The 1782-nt window shown below is 53.2% G+C and carries 3 protein-coding genes; 1 reads left to right on the top strand and 2 read right to left on the bottom strand.

Translation table 11 applies throughout. The annotated features are described in order from the left end of the window. Both HMPREF3162_RS11655 and HMPREF3162_RS11370 read right to left on the bottom strand, forming a co-directional pair. Positions 1-422 (bottom strand): hypothetical protein (locus tag HMPREF3162_RS11655; RefSeq protein WP_141759553.1); only part of this gene is annotated, 422 nt, incomplete at its 3' end. Then, positions 409-804: a GH-E family nuclease gene (locus HMPREF3162_RS11370; protein ID WP_083318925.1), complete on the bottom strand. Its 396-nt coding sequence runs from the start codon at positions 802-804 to the stop codon at positions 409-411. The genes HMPREF3162_RS11370 and HMPREF3162_RS11655, both read right to left, overlap by 14 nt. A gap of 556 nt (positions 805-1360) precedes the next feature. On the opposite strand from HMPREF3162_RS11370, the gene HMPREF3162_RS05710 reads away from it, so the two are divergent. Further along, on the top strand, positions 1361-1782 hold a 422-nt coding region (locus HMPREF3162_RS05710), incomplete at its 3' end, for a hypothetical protein (protein WP_218079173.1).

Below are 1782 nucleotides of genomic sequence, written 5' to 3'. Positions count from 1 at the left end.
TAGAAGAAATTCCTATCACCACCCAGACTAGACAGATAGCGCACTAACTGCATCGGGTAGCCGGATCTTCTTGAGCGTTGATTTATATTCGCCCCACCATCAAGCAAACGCCCAAGCAAAGGCGCCTCGCGCTCAAAATCATGACCATGTGCCTGAAACAATATATGCAAGCAATTTGAGCGATTGTAGCTTTCGACATATGAGGGGTCAGCACCCTTGTCCAAGAAGTAATTGGCGAGCTCGATGCGATCAGCAACATTCCCCCGCCCAAGAGAGGTAACAAGAAGCTCATCAAGAGGTACGAGCGAATTAGCGCGGCCTTCGGGTGTTTCGTAGAGCTCGATGATGTCCCGGACCGGCATAGAGCCAAGATTTCCGCTATTCAAGTAGATAGGCGCATTGGTGTTATCAGTACTGGTCATCCTCACGGCTCCTGTTCCTGCTAGGATCTTTCGGCTGGTAGTTATCTGGATCTTGATACCATTCTTTAAAAGCGTCAGGAGTGTAGCGACCACCTGACGACATGTATTTCCGATGCTCGAGCACATAAGGCCTGTCGTCCAAGTGCCCCATATCCCAGAGTCCTTTTCGGGGCCGTCCGGGCTTCCATTCAATTTGATGCCACTTCTGGGTTGTAGTTGTCCCATCCGCGTTCTTTACTTTAACTTCGGCGAATTTGCCACCTATGGGTGACTCTGTGACATCGTCTTTCAGCTGGACCCAGAGCTGATTCGGGCCGTTTTTTCCAACGGCAATCTGCCGTTGGCTATCAAAGTGTTCTGTTCGTCCTGGGCCCTGCGCCACACAACAACCTCTTGACGGTGAGCATACTTAGGCGCTGCACCAGGACACAATGACCACGAGCGCCTGTTGCGTACTGTAGAGCCGGCTAGTACCTCGTGGTCCTCTCTGATTTACACGGCCATAGGGGCATATATCGTGCACGAGCCGCTCGCCACGCAGGTCTTCGAGCCTCAGGGGAAAACGAACTGTCGCAGTCGATAGTCACAGCTGGCAACACGCCCACGACGGTCTGCTGCAACAACACCTGCCATACCGTGCAGCCTTCACCTCCCTGCGTCGCCCCCTACAGACCCTGTCACTGTCATGTTGCGTGCGGTGTAGCCAACATCGACCCGACCCTTGCGGTGGAAAGCCGGTGGTGCGATTGTTGATGTCGTGGGAGCGCGTCGGCTGGTCGAGGCCGGTACATACGCCGAGGCGATTCGCCGTTTGTTGTTCAGGTTGCCCACGAACCGTCGGACCCAAGCAATGACTAAGCACAAGCAGGCCCGAGAAAAACCCCAAGACCCAGCTGATTCCCAGCCCAAAGATCCTAGTAGGAATAGGAGTGGTGTCGATGACAAGCGCTGATAGTAGTGACAAGATTATTTATTTGAATGGCGGCGATCTTCGCTATAGTCCGGTTCAGGACATCATAGAGCTCTACGAAACACCCGAAGGCCGCGCTAATTCGCTCATGCCCCTCGATGAGCTGCTTATGGGATCTCTTGGGCGCAACGATGTGTCTGATCGCATCAAGCTGGCCAACTACTTTTTGGATAAGGGTGCTGACGCCTCATATGTCGAAAACGGCGATGGCGTTAATTGTCTGCATGTTCTTCTCGGCCGTTGGGAGCATGATTATGAGCGTGAGGCGCCTTTGTTGGGGCGCTTGCTTGATGAGGGTGCGAACATAAACCAGCGGGGCGGTAAGTTCGGCTATCCGATGGAGATGGTGCGTTATTTGTCTAGTCTGGGTGGTGATAGGAATTTCTTCTA

Origin of the sequence: Brevibacterium sp. HMSC07C04, assembly GCF_001815905.1 — a bacterium.
In the GTDB taxonomy this organism is placed as follows: Bacteria; Actinomycetota; Actinomycetes; order Actinomycetales; family Brevibacteriaceae; genus Brevibacterium.
Note: the sequence above shows the minus strand (reverse complement) of the source record. Positions and strands in the feature narration are given on the sequence as shown.